General features: G+C 68.4%; 16 protein-coding genes. 1 reads left to right on the plus strand and 15 read right to left on the minus strand.

Features of this window, described 5'->3' with window-relative positions:
* Positions 1–54: 54 nt before the first annotated feature.
* The 13 genes from ACWZHB_RS17075 to ACWZHB_RS17135 form a co-directional block, all read right to left on the minus strand.
* Positions 55–1,239, minus strand: coding sequence for a Cmx/CmrA family chloramphenicol efflux MFS transporter (locus tag ACWZHB_RS17075; RefSeq protein WP_427908910.1), 1,185 nt, complete (start codon positions 1,237–1,239; stop codon positions 55–57).
* A 297-nt stretch (positions 1,240–1,536) separates the two neighbouring features.
* A complete protein-coding gene (locus ACWZHB_RS17080) occupies positions 1,537–2,745 on the minus strand; it encodes a winged helix DNA-binding domain-containing protein (protein ID WP_427908911.1) in 1,209 nt (402 codons plus the stop codon).
* 233 nt (positions 2,746–2,978) lie between these two features.
* Positions 2,979–4,025, minus strand: coding sequence for an NUDIX hydrolase (locus tag ACWZHB_RS17085; RefSeq protein WP_427909193.1), 1,047 nt, complete (start codon positions 4,023–4,025; stop codon positions 2,979–2,981).
* Positions 4,025–5,149: a glycosyltransferase family 4 protein gene (locus ACWZHB_RS17090; RefSeq protein WP_427908912.1), complete on the minus strand. Its 1,125-nt coding sequence runs from the start codon at positions 5,147–5,149 to the stop codon at positions 4,025–4,027. Before ACWZHB_RS17090 ends, ACWZHB_RS17085 begins: the two co-directional genes overlap by 1 nt.
* On the minus strand, positions 5,146–6,069 hold the full coding sequence (locus tag ACWZHB_RS17095; protein ID WP_427908913.1) for a phosphatidylinositol mannoside acyltransferase: 924 nt from the start codon (positions 6,067–6,069) through the stop codon (positions 5,146–5,148). The genes ACWZHB_RS17090 and ACWZHB_RS17095 overlap by 4 nt, the downstream gene beginning before the upstream one ends.
* Positions 6,066–6,743 (minus strand): phosphatidylinositol phosphate synthase, encoded by a 678-nt coding sequence (gene pgsA, locus ACWZHB_RS17100; protein ID WP_427908914.1) that lies wholly within the window; start codon positions 6,741–6,743, stop codon positions 6,066–6,068. Before pgsA ends, ACWZHB_RS17095 begins: the two co-directional genes overlap by 4 nt.
* 5 nt (positions 6,744–6,748) lie before the next feature.
* Entirely contained in the window at positions 6,749–7,303 is a 555-nt protein-coding gene (locus tag ACWZHB_RS17105; RefSeq protein WP_427908915.1) for an HIT family protein, read from the minus strand.
* A gap of 73 nt (positions 7,304–7,376) precedes the next feature.
* On the minus strand, positions 7,377–9,440 hold the full coding sequence (gene thrS / locus ACWZHB_RS17110) for a threonine--tRNA ligase (RefSeq protein ID WP_427908916.1): 2,064 nt from the start codon (positions 9,438–9,440) through the stop codon (positions 7,377–7,379).
* A gap of 202 nt (positions 9,441–9,642) precedes the next feature.
* The gene (locus ACWZHB_RS17115; RefSeq protein ID WP_427908917.1) at positions 9,643–10,314 is read right to left on the minus strand and encodes a (2Fe-2S)-binding protein; all 672 of its coding nucleotides are present in this window, start codon (positions 10,312–10,314) and stop codon (positions 9,643–9,645) included.
* A complete protein-coding gene (locus tag ACWZHB_RS17120) occupies positions 10,311–10,796 on the minus strand; it encodes a TIGR02611 family protein (RefSeq protein ID WP_427908918.1) in 486 nt (161 codons plus the stop codon). Before ACWZHB_RS17120 ends, ACWZHB_RS17115 begins: the two co-directional genes overlap by 4 nt.
* Before the next feature lie 80 nt (positions 10,797–10,876).
* Positions 10,877–13,096 (minus strand): SulP family inorganic anion transporter, encoded by a 2,220-nt coding sequence (locus ACWZHB_RS17125; protein ID WP_427908919.1) that lies wholly within the window; start codon positions 13,094–13,096, stop codon positions 10,877–10,879.
* 208 nt (positions 13,097–13,304) lie between these two features.
* Positions 13,305–15,530, minus strand: coding sequence for a SulP family inorganic anion transporter (locus ACWZHB_RS17130; protein WP_427908920.1), 2,226 nt, complete (start codon positions 15,528–15,530; stop codon positions 13,305–13,307).
* A gap of 207 nt (positions 15,531–15,737) precedes the next feature.
* Entirely contained in the window at positions 15,738–16,493 is a 756-nt protein-coding gene (locus ACWZHB_RS17135) for a tyrosine-protein phosphatase (RefSeq protein ID WP_427908921.1), read from the minus strand.
* A gap of 255 nt (positions 16,494–16,748) precedes the next feature.
* On the opposite strand from ACWZHB_RS17135, the gene ACWZHB_RS17140 reads away from it, so the two are divergent.
* Positions 16,749–17,543 carry an MBL fold metallo-hydrolase gene (locus ACWZHB_RS17140; RefSeq protein WP_427908922.1) on the plus strand — a complete coding sequence of 265 codons (795 nt, stop codon included), beginning with the start codon at positions 16,749–16,751 and terminating at the stop codon, positions 17,541–17,543.
* Between the two features lie 3 nt (positions 17,544–17,546).
* Here ACWZHB_RS17140 and ACWZHB_RS17145 read toward each other — a convergent pair whose 3' ends face one another.
* Both ACWZHB_RS17145 and ACWZHB_RS17150 read right to left on the minus strand, forming a co-directional pair.
* Positions 17,547–18,755: a cytochrome P450 gene (locus tag ACWZHB_RS17145; protein WP_427908923.1), complete on the minus strand. Its 1,209-nt coding sequence runs from the start codon at positions 18,753–18,755 to the stop codon at positions 17,547–17,549.
* Positions 18,752–20,404 carry a fatty acyl-AMP ligase gene (locus tag ACWZHB_RS17150; RefSeq protein WP_427908924.1) on the minus strand — a complete coding sequence of 551 codons (1,653 nt, stop codon included), beginning with the start codon at positions 20,402–20,404 and terminating at the stop codon, positions 18,752–18,754. The genes ACWZHB_RS17145 and ACWZHB_RS17150 overlap by 4 nt, the downstream gene beginning before the upstream one ends.
* Positions 20,405–20,410 lie beyond the last annotated feature (6 nt).

Here is a 20,410-nt window from a genome sequence, read left to right on the forward strand (position 1 = left end):
ACCAGCGCAGATGCGGAACCAGTCCACGGCTGGCCTTCTCCAATGGCCTCCTGATCACCGCGCGCCGACCCCGACCGGGTCCGCCGCCGGGCCGCGCCGGGCGCGGTCGAACTGCACGATCACCGCCGCCACAGCCGCGGTGCCCGCAGCGCACCACAACGCCGCGACCGGGGTCTGCGTGCGATCGACGGCCACGCCGGCGACCATCGGACCGAGCACCGCGCCGATGTTGAGCGCGGTGGTGGCCATCGCGCCCGCGAGGCGCGGCGCGGTGGGCGCGGCGGTCCGCACGATCGTCGCGATCAACGCGGATCCGACGCCGAACGCGGCCGCCCCGGTGAGCAAAGTCATGACCGCGACCCCGGCGATCGTGTGCGCGGTCACCGCCGCCAACGCCCACACGCCGACCAGCCCGACCGTGCCCACGGTGATGATGGAGCGGCCGCGGCGGTCGCTGTACCGCCCGGTGAGCGTCACCCCGACGAAGGAACCGAGACCGAACAACGCCAGCACCAGCGGGACCCAGCCCCTGGTTGTTCCCGCGATTCCAGCGGCGATGGTGCCGAGGTAGGTGAACGCGGCGAACGTCGCGGCGTTGACCAATACCCCCACGACCACCGCCGACCGCACCTCGCGCACACCGAGCACCGCCCACTCCGACCACATCGACCGATCCGATGCGTCCGCCCCCGCGCCGTCACGCGGCACCATCGACGCCACCGGGATCAGAACCGCCGCGCTCACCACTGCGACGGCCGCGAAGGCTGATCGCCAGCCCCACAGCTGCCCGAGCAGCGTCCCCGCGGGTACGCCCGCGATGCAGGCCACGGTCACCCCGGACACGATGATCGAGGTCGCCCGCCCGAGCAGCGCGGGCCCGACCAGCCGCGGCAGCGCGGCCAGTACGATCGCCAGAAATCCGGCATTGGCGACCGCGGCGACCGCACGGGTAGCCACCAGCACCGCGAAATCGGTGGTGACAGCACCCACGATATGGGCGACGCAGAAGAGCGCGAGAAACGTTGTCGCCGAACGCCGTAGCGGCCACCGGCCCGCGGTGGCCGCCATCGTCGGCGCCCCCAGCACCATGCCGACCGCGTACACCGAGGTCAGCAACCCCACTGTGCCGAGCGAAACGGCGAAGTCGGCGGCGGTCCGCGCCAGCAACCCCGACATCATGAATTCCGATGTGCCCTGCGCGAAAACCGCGGCAGCCAGCACGAAAACCCCGATGGGCATAGTCAACTCTCCGGATACCGGGACACCGCGCGTCGCGCGCGGTGTCCGAGACGATGCGGCATCGGGCGAATCATGGCCCGGCCGCGAGGAATCGACGATCATCCGGCGTTGCGAACGACACCTCGCACCGGTCCGCGGACCGATGGAGGATTGACCCACAACGCCGCCCGACCCGCAGGCCGGACGGCTACCTTCTGGACGCCTCCGGAGAATTCACCCGCTCACCTTAGGTGAGCCGACACCGGGAACGTCAACTGATTTTCCGACGTCGACCGTCGAGGCGGGAAGGGCAGTCGGTCAGCTTGCGGGACGGTCGAACTGAACGTGGACTTCGGACGCGCCGCGCAACGCCGCCACGGGTGCCGCTTCCGCACGCACCTGTGCGCGAACCCGCGAGCTCATCGATTGGAACGGCGTAACGGTCAGTGTCAGTGTGTGCCCGCTCTTGCGTGGCCGCCAGATTCCGGCGACGGCGCCGTCGGACAGCACCACGCCCGGTGCGCCGACCGTCTTCCATACCGCGCGTTGATATTTCGATTCGACGATGGTGTCGCGATCCCGTGTCTGCGTGTAGGGATCGCCGGGTGGCAGCAGCCGTACACCGTGTGCTTCGTGCGCTGACCGGAGTTCATCCAGGTCCTCGGTGCGGATCCACCGGCGCCGACCGTCGTATTCGACCGGAGCGAGTTCGTTCGCCACCGTGTCCCACCACGGATCCACGTCACCGGCTCGCACACCGAGCCAGGCTGCGAATTCACCACGGGACGACGGTCCGTAGCACCGCAGATAGCGGCGCAGCAGTGCGGCGCGATCCGCTGCGGGGTCGGTCTCGGGCAACGGCTCGCCGAGCCATTCCTCGAGCAGGACGAACGGTGCTGTGTTGTCGGTGCGCGGCGCGATGCAGACGATGCCGCGTAGCGTCAGGATCCGCAGGCAGAAGTGCACGACGGCCTCGCCAAGCGGCTGGTTCGCGCCATACGGACCCGGGGCATCCCAGGCTGCGCGCTGGGTCGCGGTGAGTGTGTCCGCGATGCGTGTGGCGAGCTCCGCGCCGAGTTCGCCGATCGCCACCGCGCGCTGCGAGAGCACCGGGCCGATCTGCGCGACGGTGCGGTCCACCACGTCGTCGAGGCCCATCCCGAGCGTGTCGAGCGCCGGACCGACACCGCTGATCAGGCGCAGCCGCGCCGCCTCGGTCGTCGGCAGGACACCCGAGGTGAACACCGGCGCGTCGGCGGTCGGGAAGAAGTACGGCGAACCACGCATGCACCAGGTCTGTAACAACGACTTGTCCTGCGCGACAAGGTCATCGACGCGCGCACCGGTCACGCCGTCGACCCGGGCCGCCAGTGCGAGCAGCGCCGAACCTGGTGGACTGTTCTGCACCGCGCACGCGCCGGCCACCTCGAGCAGATCGTCGAGCGGTCGCCGGGTGAGCAGATTGTGTGAAAGCAACCGAAACCCGATGACCTCAGCGATTCCGACAGATCTTTCCCGAGCTGCCATGCTTCGCCTCCGATCGTCGTCGCGCACCAGATCGACCGACCGTAACCGCCGCACCGATGACCTCAGCGGACCACAGGCCCCGTGTTGTCCCAGCCGTCTCTCATCATGCCGAACGGTCTACGAGTTCAGTGCCGTCCCGGCCGGGTTTCAGCATCCGAACGCACCACGAGCCCTGCGTCGTTTCGACCGCCCAGCGGCCCGAACGCACCGCGAGCCCGTGCCGTCGCGGCCTTTCAGCGAATCGAGCGGACCACGTGCTTGGTGTCGTCCACGGCCGCGGTCACAGCTTCGGCGAGCAGTTCGTCGAGGTGATACGGGTAGACGGCCTCGCCCGCGGCGTCGAGGCTGCGGATGTCGTCGGCCGAGCACCAGCGGTGGTCGGTGATCGTGCGGCGTTCGAGGGCGGTGAGGTCGGCGGGGCGCCATTCGAAACCCGGCGAGCGCAGGGTGAAGAACAGTTCTTCGGAGCGGATGAGTTCGCCGTTGAACGGGAACACCGCCACGCGTCGCCACAGCGGACCGCGCAGCGCGGCGGGGTCGACGCGCTGGCCGGTTTCCTCGTAGACCTCACGGACCGCGGCGTCGCGCAGGTTCTCCCCCGGTTCGACACCGCCGCCGACGGTGAACCAGAAGGCGACCTCGGGAATCATCGGGTCGTGGCCGCGCAGCAGCAGCACGCGGTTCTGCTCGTCGAGCAGGACGACCCGCGCGGACGTGCGGGTGGTGTGGACGACGAGGCCGGTGGCCGCGGCGGGCGTCGCGCGTTCGGTGATCTCGAAGTAGTGCGGCAGCGGTGCGGTGCCGCCCAGATGCAGAATGCGCACGGGCCTGCGGGTGCGCAGGGCGAGGGTGTCGCGCACGGCGTCGTTGTGGAAGCGGCGCGCGATCAGCACGCGCGCCTCGGCGTCGGCGAGTTCGGCCACCAGCTGGGGTCGCAGGTGGTCGATGTCGACGAGCGACAGCGCGGCGGAGAGCTGGTTCTCGATCGTTTCCCGGTCACCGCGGTCGGCACGTTCGGCGCGATCGGCCAGCGCGGCGAGCTGGGTGGCCCGTTCGGCGCGGCGCGGATCGGCACTCACCGGACCGGCCTCCGACATGGCCACCGCGCGCGCCACCACGGCACGACGAGCGAGCGCGGCATCGAGTGCCTGCCAGGACTGGTCGGAGCGCACGTGCAGCCGGTCGAGGCGGTTCGCGGTGGAGTAGGCCCACACGCCGAGCGCGAGAACGAGCAGGGCGATCAGCCCGAGAACGAGAACGGTGGTCGCGGAGAAGGTGATCATCCGGCGGCCCGCACCCGATTGTCGCCGACGGTGACGGTCTCGTACACCCGCAGGATCTGTTCGGCCACGACGGGCCAGTCGTAGCCGGCGACCACCTGGGTCGCGGTGCGCACGAGACGCTCGCGGGTCTCGTCGTCGGTCAGCAACGTGTCGATCGCGGTGGCCAGCGCCTCGGAGTCACCGATCGGCGTGAGCATGCCCGCCGTCCCGTCGCGCAACACGCGCCGGAAGGCGTCGAGCTCGCTCGCGACCACCGGCGTGCCCGCCGCCATCGCCTCGATCAGGATGATGCCGAAGCTCTCCCCACCCAGATTCGGCGCGACGTACACGTCGGCGCTGCGCAGGGCGGCGGCTTTCTCCTCGTCGGAGACCTGTCCGAGGAACCGCAGATGGCCTGCGTGCTCGCCGGCTTCACGACGCAGCCGCTCCTCGTCACCGCGCCCGACGATGAGGATCTCCACGTCGGGGTGGTGCTCGATGAGGGCGGGCAGCGCACCGAGCAATACGTCCATGCCCTTGCGCGGTTCGTCGTAGCGACCGAGGAACAGCACCGCGCGACCCGCGCGCGGATACCCGTCCAGTGGCGCACCGCGCGCGAACGCCGACACGTCGACCCCGTTGGGAATCTCCACCGCGTCGGAGCCGAGCGCCTCGACCTGCCAGCGCCTGGCCAGCTCTGACACGGCGATCCGTCCGCTGATCTTCTCGTGATACGGACGGAGCACACCCTGAAAAGTGCTGAGCACCAACGACTTCGTGGTCGAGGTGTGGAAGGTCGCCACGATCGGACCCTCGGCGATCTTGAGGGCAAGCATCGACAGGCTCGGGGCGTTGGGTTCGTGGATGTGCAGCACGTCGAAGTCGTTGCTGTCGATCCAGCGCCGGATCCTGGTGTAGGCCATCGGACCGAACGACAACCGCGCGACCGACCCGTTGTAGGGAATCGCGACCGCGCGACCGGCCGAGACGACGAACTCGGGCAGCGGTGTGTCGTCGGAGGCGGGGGCGAGCACGCTCACCTTGTGCCCGCGTTCGATGAACACTCTGGCGAGTTCGACGACATGAGCCTGCACGCCGCCGGGAACATCGAACGAATACGGGCAGATCATGCCGATCCTCACGGCTGTCCCCCCGCCTGCTGCGCGGTGATCCGCGACAGTCGTTCGGGCGACAGATCGCCTTCCCAGAGCGGTTGCAGCATGTGCCAGTCGGCCGGATGCTCGGCGATATCGGCGGCGAACTGGTCTGCGAGGGCCTGCGTCGCGGCCGCGACCCCGCCGGAAACATCCAGTGCCGGTTCGACTTTCAGTCCCCAGCCCTCGGTGCCGTCGTCGCCGACGGTGAACCAGCCGTGCACCGGCATGAGCGCGGCACCGGTCTCGATGGCCAGTTTGGCGGCACCGGCGGGCATCCAGGTGCGCTCGCCGAAGAAGTCGACGGGCACGCCCTTGCCGGTGAGATCGCGTTCCCCCATCAGGCACACGATCCGGTTCTGCCGCAGCCGTTGCGCGAGCGCGACGAACGGCGGCTGCTCGCCACCGGTGAGCGGGAAAACCTCGAAACCGAGGCTCTCGCGGTAAGCGACGAACCGCTCGAACAACGATTCGGGCTTCAGCCGCTCGGCCACGGTGGTGAAGGTGTCGTAGTGCTGCACCAACCACACACCGGCCATGTCCCAGTTGCCCGAATGCGGGAGCACCAACAGGACGCCTCGGCCCTGTTCGAGTGCCGCGTCGAGATGTTCCAAACCGCCGACGTAGTAGTCGACGGTGGTGTGGTCCATCGACGGCAGCCGGAACGCCTCACGCCAATAGCGAGCGTAGGAACGCATGCTCGCCCGCATCAGGTCATCGGGCACCTGCTCGGGCGGCACGCCGAGGACACGTGCGAGATTGCGGCGCAACTGTTCCGGGCCGCCGCCCTTCACCGCACGGTCGGCGCCGAGATCGAAGACCCTGCGCACCAACCCTTCCGGTGCCGAACGCACAAGGCTCCAACCCGCGGCGTACCCCCAGTCGCTCAATCGATCTTTGAGGCTCACGACGCCGATCCCCCTGTCGCGTCCGGCCGCGGCGCCGGCGCGATAACCACCCGGGCACCCGGCGAGTTGCGCACCGCCAGCACTCGCTGGAACACCGTCACGATGCTCAGCACCGCCAGCACCCACATCGCCACGTACACGGCCCAGGTGAGCCAGTCGATCCCCCAGTGCCCGCCGATGCCGGTGAGCCCGGTGCCGACCAGCACGATGACCAGGCGGTCCGGGCGTTCGATGAGCCCGCCGTCGGCGGACAGACCGCTCGCCTCGGCGCGCGCCTTGGCGTAGGAGATCACCTGCGAGGTGACCAGCACGATCAAGGTCAGCGCGAACAGTTGCTTGCTGTGCTCGTGATAGACCGCCCACCAGGCGAGCCCGCCGAAGATCGCGCCGTCGGCCACCCGGTCACAGGTGGCGTCGAGGACGGCGCCGTACTTCGTGCCGCCGCCGCGGGCGCGCGCCATCGCCCCGTCGAGCATGTCGAACATGACGAACAGCCAGATGACCATCGTTCCCCAGAACAGATGTCCGGAGGGGAACAGGGTCACCGCGGCGGCGATCGTCGCCGCGGTGCCGATCAGTGTCATCGCGTCCGGGGTGAGCCCCGTCCCGACGAGCGCTTTGCCCAGCGGCGCAGTCGCTTTCGCAAACGTCTGGCGGCCGAAGAAGCTGAGCACGTTCTTTATTCCTCCCACGCCTCCGCCAGCAGCTGCCGCGTTTCGCGCAACAACTGAGGCATCACCTTCACCCCGCCGACCACGGTGATGAAGTTCGCATCCCCGCCCCAGCGCGGCACGATGTGCTGGTGCAGGTGGTCGGCGAGCGAACCACCGGCCACCCCACCGAGATTGAGACCCACGTTGAATCCGGCAGGCCGCGAGACCTGCTTCATCACGCGAATGGCCCGCTGCGTGAAGGCCATCAGTTCCGCGCTCTCGGCGGGCGTGAGGTCCTCCAGGTCGGCTACCCGGCGGTAAGGCACCACCATCATGTGCCCTGGGTTGTACGGGTACAAGTTGAGCACGGCGTAAACATTCTCGCCGCGGGCGATTATCAGACCGTCCTCGTCCGACATCTTGGGGATATCGGTGAACGGATGCCCGGTCGCGTCCTTGGGCTTGACCTCTCCGGTGATGTAGGACATCCGGTACGGCGTCCACAACCGCTGCAGGCGATCAGGCTGGCCTGCCCCGGCGTCGACGATCTCACCGGCGTCGGGGGCGAGGTTCTCGCTCATGATGCTGCATCCTCTCGGCCTGCCCGGGCGTCCTGCGTGGTGACGCAGGCTAGCGCCTCCGGGCGCTGACCGCTCATGCCTGACCCGCCGCGGAGACGACCTCGAACCCCTCGGCGGTCGGTGAGGCGTTCTCGCGGTGGGCGACCCAGGACTTGATCGTGGCGACCGCGTCAGCGACCGGCACCCCGTTGACCTGGGTGCCGTCGCGGAACCGGAAGCTCACCGCGTTCGCTTCCACGTCACGCGCACCCGCGAGCAACATGAACGGCACCTTCTGCGCGGTCTGGTTGAAGATCTTCTTCTGCATCCGGTCGTCGCTGCGGTCCACCTGGGCCCGCACGCCGGCGTCGCGCAGCTGCTCGATCACCGAATCCAGGTGCGGGACAAAGTTTTCCGCCACCGGGATGCCGACGACCTGCACCGGCGAGAGCCAGGCGGGGAACGCGCCGGCGTAGTGCTCGGTGAGCACGCCGAAGAAGCGTTCGATCGAGCCGAACAGGGCGCGGTGGATCATCACCGGACGCTGCTTGGTGCCGTCGGAGGCGGTGTACTCGAGGTCGAAACGATCGGGCAGGTTGAAGTCGAGCTGCACGGTCGACATCTGCCAGGTGCGGCCCAGCGCGTCCTTGACCTGCACGGAGATCTTCGGACCGTAGAACGCGGCGCCGCCCGGGTCGGGCACCAGGTCCAGACCCGAAGCCTCGGCGACCTTTTCGAGGGTTTCGGTGGCCTCGGCCCACAGCTCGTCCGAGCCCACGTACTTCTTCGGGTCCTTGGTGGACAGCTCGAGGTAGAAGTCGTCGAGGCCGTAGTCCTTCAGCAGGCCGAGGACGAACTGCAGGGTGCTGGTGAGCTCGGCGTGCATCTGCTCTTTGGTGCAGTAGATGTGCGCGTCGTCCTGGGTCATGCCGCGCACGCGGGTCAGGCCGTGGATCACGCCGGACTTCTCGTAGCGGTACACCGAGCCGAATTCGAACATCCGCAGCGGCAGTTCACGGTAGGAGCGGCCGCGCGCGCCGAAGATCAGGTTGTGCATCGGGCAGTTCATCGGCTTGACGTAGTAGTCCTGGCCGGGCTTGCGGACGGTGCCGTCCTCGTTGAGTTCGGCGTCGAGGTGCATGGCCGGGAACATGCCGTCCTTGTACCAGTCGAGATGGCCCGAGATCTCGTACAGGTGCCCCTTGGTGAGGTGCGGGGTGTTGACGAATTCGTAGCCCGCGTCGACGTGGCGCTGACGCGAGTACTCCTCCATCTCCTTGCGGATGATGCCGCCCTTGGGGTGGAACACCGGCAGGCCCGAACCGAGCGCGTCGGGGAAGGAGAACAGGTCGAGTTCGAGGCCGAGCTTGCGGTGATCGCGGCGCTCGGCCTCGGCCAGCAGTTCCAGGTAGGCGTCCATCGCCTCGGTGGATTCCCACGCGGTGCCGTACACGCGCTGCAGGTCCTCGCGGTCCTGGTCGCCACGCCAGTAGGCGGCCGAGGAGCGGGTGAGCTTGAAGGCGGGGATGAACTTGGTGGTGGGGATGTGCGGGCCGCGGCACAGGTCGCCCCACAGCTTTTCGCCGGTGCGCGGGTCGAGGTTGTCGTAGATGGTCAGCTCGTTGCCGCCGACCTCCATGATCTCGGGGTCGTCGATGCCGGACTTGTCGCTGATCAGCTCCAGTTTGAACGGCTCGTTCGCCAATTCGACGCGGGCGTCGTCGACTTCGACGACACGACGCGAAAAGCGTTGCGCGCCTTTGATGATCTTCTTCATCCGCGATTCCAGCTTGGCCAGATCCTCGGGGGTGAAGGGCTTGTCGACCTGGAAGTCGTAGTAGAAGCCGTCCTTGATCGGCGGGCCGATGCCGAGCTTCGCGTCCGGGAACTCCTGCTGCACCGCCTGGGCGAGCACGTGCGCGGCCGAGTGCCGGATCACGCTGCGCCCGTCCTCGCTGTTGGCGGGAACCGGCTCGACGTCGGCGTCTTCTTCCGGGATCCAGGACAGATCCTTGAGCGCGCCGTCGACATCGCGTACGACCACGACGGTGTCGGGGCCCTTGGTAGGCAAACCCGCTTCCCGTACCGCCGCGCCCGCCGTAGTCCCGGCCGGCACTCGAACGAGGGCGACTGGACTGATGGGTGCAGAGGTGGTCACGGGGATGCTCTCCTTGACTTCGGTGCCGGGTCGATCCGGCAGTTCTCGCAGGGTCCTTCCTGCGCCCGCCCATGCTATCGGGAGCGCCGACAGGCCGTGTCGATGGACCTAGGCCGCGTGTTGGTCGATGACAGCGACGAGGACGCCGTCCGCGCCGGGCACGGTGCCGGTCCCCGCGGATCCGCGCGACCCGTTCGCCGATTCAGGGCCGGGCGCGCGCGGCCGCGGCCAGCTGCTCGGCTCGGTCGGCGGGCGAACGTTTCGGGCAACTCGTGCACATCTCTCGGCCGGGCACCTCGTAGACCAGGCAGCACGACGCGCGCCGGACGAAGGTGCGTCCGCCTACGGTGACGAATCGCGGCGTCGGCAAGCGGGCGCCCACGTCGGCCGCGAGGCGGGTCGCGGCTTCCTTGGTGCCCGCGTCGAGCGCGCGGTTGCCGATGGCATCGGCCACGACCGCCCACAGCGACGGAACTCCGGCCCCGGAAACGGTCGCGACCTGGGAAATCACCGCGGTCAAGGTGTCGCGCAGTGCGGTCGCGACCTCCTCGGCAGCGGCGGCGCCGATCTCGCCACCCACATCCGAGCGCACGGAGCGACCGGCGGCGTCGACCGGTACCCGATGGAACCGCGCGCGTTCGACGCCGCCGTCGGGGCGGACCACGCAATCGAATTCGCCCAGTGCGGCGACCGGAGCCGGTGTGCCCGCCGCGTAGGCGACGGCGATCTGCTCGACCAGCGTCGAGGCGACCATGCACCACCACAGGGTGCCCGCGACCCGGGGAACATCGGTGCCCCAGGTATGGCTCATCGCGTCGATCTTGGCGGCGACCCAGACCGGATCGGTGAGCAGATGACCGGGAGCGGTGCTCACGACATCAGGGGACTGCGTAACCATGGCCAATCGACTCCGATCCACCCTGCGACCATCGAAAAGGTACCGAGCAGCCACAACGTCACCAGGACGAGGGCGAAGGTGGCCACCGCGCCGAGCACCTTGATGAACCAGCCGCGCGAGGTGTACCAGTCCATGACGATCCGGTACTTGCCGCGCACCCAGTTCAATGTGTGATGGGCCCAGACGAACTCGGTGGCAAGGATGCCGAATCCCGCGAACACCAGCGCCCAGCCGGGTCCGGGGTACGGGATCGTGATGATCCCGACGATCAGTACCAAACCACCGACCACGCCGACGACGATGCGGTAGCCGAGGTTGAGGGTAGGGCGCTGCGCCACGTGTTCCCGGAAGGCGCGCCCGCGCTCCTTGAACCCATCCCACCGCCCGGCGACGGACTCCTTGTCCGCGGAGTCGGTGCCGTCGGTGACGCGCGCGGCGGCGGTCGAATCGCTGGTCATGATTTCCAGCCTACGAGTCCGACCGCCGCCCGGTCGCGTCGTGCGCGTCCGGTCCCCACCCAGCTGGGCGCAGGATCACGTCACACGGTGACGGCGAGCGCGGCGTGATCGTCGATCGCACCGACCCCGTCGACGGTCACCTCGAGCACCCGCGCACCCGCGATGTCGAAGAACAGCCCCGACACCGTCAGGCCACGTTCGGCGACAGCGCGGCGCACCGCGGGATTGCGGCCCAGCGTCTCGAGCTGCACGGCGACATTGACCATGCTCAGCTGATCCACCTCGCTGTACCCGGCTGCCCTGGCGGCGACGGCTACCGGATGACCCGCGCGGAACCGCTGCAGCGCCGGCTCGGCGTGACGCAACCAGGAACCCAGCCCACCGCCGGTGTCGGCCGCGGAGTGGACGGCCTTCATCGCTCCGCAGGAGGAATGCCCACACACCACCACCGAACGGACCGCGAGCGAGTCCAAGGCGAAACTCAGTGCCGCTTCGACCGAATCGTCGCCACTGACCGGCACCAGATTGCCGACATTGCGAACGGTGAACAGGTCACCCGGGCCGCTGTTGGTGATCACATTGGGCACGATTCGCGAATCCGAACAGGTGAGGAAGAACGAATCCGGGTCCTGGTGCATGCCGTCCAGGTGCGGACGCACCACATGCGCGTGGCCGCGATGGAAGGCCGCGATACCCGCGGTCATGGCGTCGCCGCCGGATTTCTGGTGCCGCCACGGCCGGAGCATGTCGTCGATGGCGACCCGGCCCAGCGCGCGCGTCGGTGGCGCGGCCGGGGTATCGGCCATCTTAGCGTGCCCGATCTCGACGAAATCGACGCGGCCACCGGTGCTTTCGTGCTGGCGCTGCCAATCCTCGATCGCCTCGAACGCGGCATGGTCGAGGAAGTCGACGGTCATCTCCACCGTCACATCGACGCCTGCGGGCACCTTCGCCAGCTCGGCCGACAGCTTCGGCAACGCGAGGAAGGTGCACGAACCGTCGATGTGGACCTGCCAGTCCCCGCCGGCCAGCGGCTTCGCGTGGACGTGCACCCGCACGACTCGCCACAGCAGCAGGCCGAACGCCAGGCCCAAGCCGATAACAACGCCTTCCAGCAGGTTGGTGAACACCACGCCGAGCACAGTCACCACATAGACCAGCAGGTCACCGGTGCGCCGGGCCAACCGGATGTGCGCCAGTTTCAGCAGCTGCATGCCGATGACGATGAGCAGGCCCGCCAGCGCGGCCTTGGGGATCTGTTCCACCAGGCCGACCAGCGCCACCGAGAACAACAGAATCCAGAGACCGTGCAGAACGGTCGAAGCCCTCGTGCGCGCGCCCGCCTGCACATTGGTGGCGCTGCGCACGATCACACCGGTGATCGGCAAGCCACCGACCAGACCTGACACGACGTTCGCTGTGCCCTGACCGATGAGTTCCCGATCGAAGTTCGTGCGCGGACCGGTGTGCATCTTGTCGACGGCGACGGCCGAGAGCAGGCTCTCCACGCTGGCGATCAAGGCGATGGTCAGCACCATCATGGCGATGGCGGACCAGTTGCCCGAAGGCAGTTCCGGCAGGCCGAGCGCGTCGAAGATCGACCCGCTCAACGCGATGCGCTCGACGTCGGACAGGCCGAGCGAGAGCACGGTGCCGACGAGCACCGCGACCAGTGGGCCGGGCACCGCGCGCAGCTTCGGTGGTACGTACTTCCAGCCGAGCATCACCGCGATCACCACGGCGCCGACGAGCGCGTCGTCGCCGTGCAGCGACAGCAGCTGACCGGGGAGTTCGATCAGATTGCGCAGCGCGGTGCTGTGCGAGGAACCGCCGAGCAGCACGTGGATCTGCTGCAGGGCGATGGTGATGCCGATACCGGCCAGCATGGCGTGGACCACCACGGGCGCGACGGCGAGCGCGGCCCGCGCGATCCGGCTGAGCCCGAACAGGATCTGCAGCACGCCGGCGGCGACCACGATGAAACAGGTTATGCGCCAACCGAATTGGGCGATGGACTCGGCGACGACCACGGTCAGGCCCGCGGCGGGACCGCTGACCTGTGGGACCGAGCCGCCGAGCAAGCCCACGACCACACCACCGATCACGGCGGCGACGAGACCGGCGGCGATCGGTGCGCCGGAGGCGACCGCGATGCCGAGCGAAAGCGGCAGTGCCACCAGGAAAACCACGATGGAGGCGGGAAGATCGTGACGCAGCAGCGTCTGCTGCCATGCGGGGCGGGACGACTCGTTCAACGGGCCGTCCGCGCGGGGCGGAGCAAGATCGTTTTCGACAGACATGATTCTCCTTCGCCGGCTCCCGGCGCTGGGCCGAGGCCGATCATCGCAAGGCGGTGGTGACGCAAAGGGGACCCCGGTGCAACGTCGAACCGGGTCGAAGATGGATCCAACCTATTGGTAAAGAATTGGCAAAGCCAGTGTGCCGCAGAAACAGTGGGTCTCGCCATAACGGCAGGCAGTCTGTGGTGTGAGCCACAACTATCCCCCTTTACACCGGTTCGGCTGCCGCGCGACGAGCCTCGTCGAACTCGGCGATCCCGTCGGCGGTGATCTCGATGACCCGCGCGGTCGCCAGGTCGAAGAACAGACCCGACACCGCGACCCCGCGCTCCTGGATGCCGCTGCGCACCGCCGGATAGTCGATCAGGGTCTGCACCTGCCGTGCCACGTTCACCATGCCGAGTTGGTCGATCGGACCGAAGCCCGCCAGCCTGGCGGCCTCGGCGACGGGGTGACCGGCGTGGAACGCCGTCAGCGTGGGCTGGGCGTTGGCCAGCCAGTCGTCGAGTCCCGGCCCGGCCTGCACCTGCCGGTACAGCGCTTCCATCGCGCCACAGCCGCTGTGCCCGCACACCACCACCGAGCGCACGTCGAGCTTGTCTAGCGCGTAGATCAGCGCCGCTTCCACCGAAACGTCGGAGCCGCCGACCGGCACCAGGTTGCCGACATTGCGCACCGTGAACAGGTCGCCCGGGCCACTGTTGGTGATGACGTTGGGCACGATGCGGGCGTCGGCGCAGGCCAGGAAGAAGGTGTCGGCATCGGGCCGGTGCCGCAACCCGTCCAGGTGTGGACGCATCAGGTGCGCGTGCTGGCTGTGGTAGGCCGCGATGCCCGCGGCGATCGGGTCGACCCCGCCGCTGCGACGCCACGGCCGGATCGCCTCGTCGTTCGCTTTGCGCGCGTGACCGTGCGCGGGCGGTCCGTCGTTGGTGCGGGCCATCCGCGCGGCGCCGAGTTCGACGAAGTCGACTGTGCCGTCGCCGGATTCACGGGCATCGGCCCAGTCCGAGAGCAACTCGCACGCTGCGTGGTCGAGGAAGTCCACGCTCAGTTCGACGGTCACGTCCACCCCCGCCGGTACCTTCGCCAGTTCGGTCGTGAGCCGGGGCGCGGCCAGGAAGGTGCAGGTGCCCCCGATGCGTACCAGCCAGGTCCCGTCGGCGCGCGGTGCGGCGGTGATGGTGAACTTCACGACCCGCCACAGCAGCAGCGCGAACGAGGCGAGGAGTCCGATCACCATGCCCTGCAACAGGTTCAGCGCGACGACGGCGATCACGGTGACCAGGTACACATAGATGTCGCCGGTGCGGCGAGCACGTTTGATGTGCGCCAGCTTCACCAGCTGCACCCCGATCAGCACCAGCAGCGCGGCCAGCGCCGCTGTCGGAATCTGGCGGACCAGGCCGACCAGCGCGATCGCGAACACCAGGATCCAGCCACCGTGCAGCACAGTGGCCGCCCTGCTGCGCGCGCCCGCGTTGGCGTTGGTGATGCTGCGCACGATGACCGCCGCGATCGGCAGGCCGCCCAGCACGCCCGAGACCATGTTCGCCGCACCCTGACCGAGCAGTTCCCGGTCGAAGTCGGTGCGCTGGTCGGGGCGCAATTTGTCGACCGCCACAGCCGAGAGCAGCGTCTCCACGCTGGCGATGAGGGCGATGGTGAGCATGGTGAGCGCGAGCGGCAGCCACCCACCGTGCGGCAACGCGGGCAATCCGATGCCGTCGAGCAGCGAGCCGTCCAGGCGAACTCGTTCCACCGTCACCGGCAGCACCAGCGAGACCACCGTCGCCAGCGCCACCGCGACCAGCGGACCGGGCACCACCCGTACCCGGCGCGGCAGGTACTGCCAGCCGATCAGTACGGCGATCACGAGCAGCCCGACGAACAGATCACCCTTCTGCACCGACATCACCTGACGCGGCAGCGCGACGATGCTGGCCCACGACGAACTGACCGTCGTTCCGCCGAGGAGGACGTGCACCTGTTGCAGCGCGATCACCACCCCGATGCCGGCGAGCATCGCGTGCACCACGACCGGCGCGATGCCGAGCGCGGCGCGCGCGATGCGACTGAGCCCGAACAGGATCTGGATGACACCCGCGCCGACGGTGATGAAACACATAGCGGCCCAACCGAATTGCTGGACCGCCCCCGCCACGACGACTGCGAGACTCGCGGTCGGCCCACTGACCTGAACCTTCGAGCCGCCGAGTAACCCGGCGACCACCCCGCCCACGGCGGCGGCGATAAGCCCGGCGACGACCGGCGCGCCGGAGGCCAGGGCCACCCCGAGCGACAGCGGCAGGGCGACGAGGAAGACTACGAGTGATGCTGGAAGGTCTTGCTGGAGAACCGATTTCAGTGACACGCACGACAGCGTGCGTGTCGTGGAGGTAGTAGTGGTGCCCGGATCATTGTCGGTCATCATTCTCCTTCGCCGGGGCGGGTGAGCTCCCGGTTCATCGGTCGAACATGCACTGGCAATTGATGCTGAGCTGCGAGCGAACGGCGGATCTGCGGCACTGCTCGAAGAGCTCGGACCCCAGACACAGAGTCGCGTTAATAGTAAAGAACTTCCCAAGCATTAGAAAATGTTCCGGGAAGAATGGGACGGAATCGCCGTCGTTTTGTGACCTCAGTCACAGAGCAAGTTGTCGGCCAACCGCCGCTGCGTCGCCTGGTCGAGACCGGCACGGGTCGCCCACTCGGCAGGGCCGCCGTGCTCGGCATCCAGGTGCGCCAGGAACTGGCGCATGGTGGTCGCGTCGGCGGCGTAAACCCAGGCGGGGAGCCGATCGACCGCGCCATCCGCCTGTGCGCTCCGGGCCCGCAGCGCCGCGATGTTCGGGGTGGTCGCGGCGTAGTCGGCGATGATGTCATCGGCGCGCACCCCGGCGACGGCGAGCAGCAGGGCGATCACCACCCCCGTGCGATCCTTGCCCGCGGCGCAGTGGATCAGCGCGGGCAACTGGCCCGGGGTCGCGAGCAGGCTCAGCACCGCGGCGATGTTCTCGCTGCTGTGCTCGAGGTATTCGCAGTACCGGTCGAACATGCTTCCGTCGGGCGAGACCTCGGTGAGGTCGAGCCGCACCCGATCCGCGCCGTACACGTGCAGGTTCCGATAGGTCGCCACGGCATCGATCACCGAACCCGTTCCGTCCGTGCCGATCTCACCGGGCGCGCGCAGGTCGACGATGGTGCGCAGACCACATTCGCTCAGCAGGAACGACACATCCGCGGCGTCCAGCCCGGTGAGCAGGTCCGATCGCAACACCCGCAGGCGGCGCACCGACCGCCCGTCCGTCGTCTGCAACCCGCCCAGATCCCGCGCGTTCACCGCACCGCGCAGCGGCAATTCGCGGTCCATCGAAGACGTCGCACCGTTTGTCATCACAATCCCCGTTCTCATTTTCCCAGCACCTACTCGCACACGTTGATCAACGGTATTCGGTGCCGGACACCAGACATTCCGGAATGCGGCTCACACCGAATGCGATCGGGGGTAACTACCCAGGTCAGAGCGCTGATGCAGTCGATTCGATCAGCAAATGCGATGGACGGATCGGAATATTCGATGCGAGTCGGCCGGGCTCGTTCTCCTCGATACCGTCGGGCACGGAAACGTCCGTGTCGAAAGGTACGCCGAATGCACCTGACCATCGTCGGAAATCGAGCCGGTATGCCCGCCGACGGCGCCGCCAGTTCGGGCTATCTGGTCGAAACCGGCCAGTCGAAAGTCCTGCTCGACTGTGGCCCCGGGGTCGCGGTGATGCTCGGCAAGTACCTGCACGCGAGCTTGCTCGACGCGGTGGTCATCAGCCACCTGCACCTGGATCACTGCTACGACGTGTTGCCGATCGGCAAGCAGGCGATGCGCCGAGCGGCCGACGCGCCGGATCGCCGGATCAAGCTGTTCGTGCCGAAAGGTGCTCGTACGAAGCTGGACCAGCTCGCGGCGCTGTTCCCGGTGCGGACCTACCCCGATCTGAACCGGGCGTTCGACCTGGCCTACGAGGTCATCGAGTACGAGCGCGGCGCGGCCCACGCGCTCGCCGACTGCAGCATCGAACTGGTTCCCATGGTGCACAGCGAGCCCGACTGCGGCGTCCGTATCGAAAGCCCCACCGGCAGTGTCGCGTTCACCGGCGATACCGGCTGGAACGACAATCTGGTCGCCCTCGCCGCCGATGTCGACATCTTTCTCGCCGAGTCCACCCTCGTCGAGCCGGATCGCACACCACACGGCCATCTTTCGGCCACCGAAGTCGGGCGCGCCGCCGCGGCCGCGGGTGCGCGCTCGGTGGTCCTGACGCACTTCGGCTCAGCGCAGGACGCGTGGCAGCAGGCTCGCCGCGCTGATGTGTCCGCCGAGTTCGACGGGCCAGTGCACCTGAGCCGGCCCGGCATGCGGTTCTCGGTACCCGCCGAGCAGCCCCGCTGACCGCTACACCGCGATCGTCAGTGTCGCGAGGCCGCGCAGATTGATCCGGCCGTTCCAGGTCAGATCGACGACCGCGGCCTCGGGAAAGCGGGTGACGAAGCGCGGGAACACGATCCGGGCCTCCATCCGGACCAGGGCCGCACCGAGACAGTGGTGGATGCCTGCGCCGAGTGAGACGTTCTGGTGCGCGTTCGGCCGGTCCAGGCGCAGTTCGTCGGCGTCGGCGCCCCAGAATTCCGGGTCTCGGTTGGCCGCGGCGAGGGCGCCGATCACCCAGCTACCCGCCGGGATCTCGTGCTCGCCGATGTGCAAGGGCGCGAGGGTGATTCGCCGCATCAGGTGCACCGGGGTGTCGAAGCGCATCAGCTCGTCGACGGCACCGGCCGCCAGATCGGGCTCGGTCCGCAGCCTGCGTGCCTGGTCCGGATGCCGCAGCAGCGACAGTATTCCGCTGCCGAGATGGGTCACGGTGGTCTCGTGGCCTGCGATGTAGAGGAACATCACCTGCGAGATCAGTTCGTCCTCGCTGAGCATGTCGCCGTTGTCCTCGGCGCTGATCAGCGCGGTGAGCAGATCGTCGCCGGGGGTGGCGCGTTTCCAGCGGATCAGTTCGCGGACCATCCCGAACAGTTCCTGGTTGGCGGCTCTGATCCCGGCCTGGGTCTGCGGGCTCGCGAAGGGCTCGAACACCAGCACGACGATCTCGGTGAGCTCGCGCAGCCGGGTGTGCTCGCCGACCGGGATGCCGAGCATTTCCGAGATGATGGTGAAGGGCAGCGGAAAGGCGAGTTCGGCGATGACATCCGCGGTGCCTGCCGCGGCGATGCGGATCAGTGCTTCCTCGACCAGTTCCTCGACCCGCGGCTGCAGCGATTCGATGGAGCGGGGTGTGAAGGCCTTCGAGACAAGCCTGCGCAGCCGGGTGTGGTCGGGCGGGTCCTGATCCAGCATCGACAGCCCGCCCATGACGCGGCTCTCCTTGCGGACCTCGGTGCTGCCGCTCTTCCAGGCCGGCAGATGCCGCAGGTGCTGCTCGTCGACCGAGTGCGGTGAGCGCTGCAGGGCGGCCACGTCGGCGTGGCGGGAGATGATCCAGAATCCGAGCGGATGTCGCTGCGCGGGTCCCGCGGCGCGGAGCTGGGCGTAGTGCGGATAGGGGTCGTCGGCGAAACCCGGTGTGGTGGGGTCGAAGACGAAGGTCTCGGTGCTCATTCCAGGTATCGCTTTCTTGCCGCTGCTCGCATGATCTTTCCGCTGCTCGTCTTGCGCACCGTGTCCGGCGCGGCCAGCACCACGTCCGCGACGGCGAGTTCGTGCTCCCCCAGCACCGCCGCGCGGATGGCGCCGGTGATGTCGTCGGCGTCGGCGTCGGCGTCGCGCTTGATCTCCTGGACGACGACGAGCTTCTCGCCGTCGCGACCCGGCACCGCGAACGCCGCGCCACTGCCGGGCCGCAGCGCCGGGTGCGCCTGCTGCACGGTGTGCTCGATGTCGTGGGGGTAATAGTTGCGGCCCCGGATGATGATCATGTCTTTGAGCCGGCCCACCACGTACAGCTCACCGTCGACGACCACGCCGAGGTCGCCCGTGCGCAGGTAGGTGCGCGCGGGGTCGGCGGCGTGGAAGGTCTCGGCGGTCGCCGCGGGCAGGCCCCAATAGCCCTGGGCGACATGGTCACCCGCTACCCAGATCTCGCCGGCCCGATCCGGCGGGCAGAGGTTCCCGGTGTCCGGGTCGACGATGCGCAGGTCCTCGCCCGGCAGCACTGAACCCGAGCCGACGAGCGTGCGGCCCCGATCCACCGCGGCCGCGACGTAGCGTCGATCGGCGAGCGCATCGATGTCGGCGTCCAGCAACCGCGGACCACGTCCCTTCCCGCTCGCCGACACCAGCAGCGTGGCCTCCGCGAGCCCATAGCACGGGAACACCGATCGGTCGCTGAAGCCCAGTGGTGCGAAGGTTTTCGCGAACCTGTCCAGGGTCTCGGCCCGGATCGGCTCGGCGCCGTTGAAGGCGACCTTCCACGAACTCAGGTCGAGATCGGGCAGTTCGCCCGCCGCGGCGGCGCGCGCGACACAGGCGTCGAAGGCGAAGTTCGGGCCGCCGCTGGTGTGCGCGCGATAGCGCGAGATGGCCTCGAGCCAGCGCAGTGGCCGCCGGATGAAGGTGCTCGGCGACATCTGGATACAGGTCGCGCCGACGTACACCGGTTGCAGCACATTGCCGATCAGGCCCTGATCGTGGAAGAAGGGCGCCCAGCCGACGACGGTGGACTCCCGGTCGTGCCCGAAGCTGTGCCGGATCATCTCCTCGTTGGCTACGAGGTTTCGATGCGTCACCATGACACCCTTGGGCGCGGCGGTCGACCCGGAGGTGTACTGCAGGAATGCCACGGAATCCGGATCGGCGACCGACGGGGTGAACGAGGCGTCCGCCGTGGCCAACTCGTCGACAGCCAGCCACTGCCGCGCGGTACAGAGCGGCTCGAGCACCGATCGCAGCGGCTCGAGCAGCCCGCCGATCGTCAGCACGGCAGTAGGCGCGCAGTCGGCGACGATCGCGCGGGTCGCGTCCTGGACTTTGCCACGGCGGGGCGGATTCACCGGCACGGCGATGATATTCGCGTAGAGGCAGCCGAAGTAGGCGGTGATGAATTCGACGCACTGCGGGAAGACCAGCAGGGCACGCTCGCCCGGCTCGCACCGTGCGCGCAGCAGTCCCGCCACCGCCGTCGCCTGTTCGTGGAGTTCACGATAGGTCGTGGTGGTGTGCTCGGCGCCGTTGTCGTCGAGGAAGATGTAGGCGATGCGATCCGGGTCGTCGGCCGCGCGACGCGCGAGGATGTCGGGGAATAGCTGCACGTCGGT

The organism is Nocardia sp. FBN12 (genome assembly GCF_054031145.1).